Here is a 215-nt window from a genome sequence, read left to right on the forward strand (position 1 = left end):
TAACAAGTAAGCATCAAAGTAACCATAAAAAAGGGGAGAAAGAGCGTTTATTGCTTCGACCAGAGCACATCGACATAAAGCATGACGAAAGAGGCGATGCAGTGGTTGAGCAGGTGGATTTCCAAGGGGCTTCTCAGCTAATTAAGGTGCGTTTTGCTGCTCAAGAGTTTGTCATAAAATATTGTAATCATTGTTATGATAGTGTTTTATTTATG

1 protein-coding gene is annotated in these 215 nt (G+C 39.1%); it reads left to right on the forward strand.

Annotation, left to right across the window (positions count from 1 at the left end; translation table 11 throughout):
• Window positions 1–215, forward strand: a 215-nt coding sequence (locus V6256_RS15885) for a TOBE domain-containing protein (RefSeq protein WP_341599174.1), incomplete at both ends; no start/stop codon positions are given.

The sequence above is a fragment of the Psychromonas aquatilis genome (genome assembly GCF_038155185.1).
Lineage (GTDB): Bacteria > Pseudomonadota > Gammaproteobacteria > Enterobacterales > Psychromonadaceae > Psychromonas > Psychromonas aquatilis.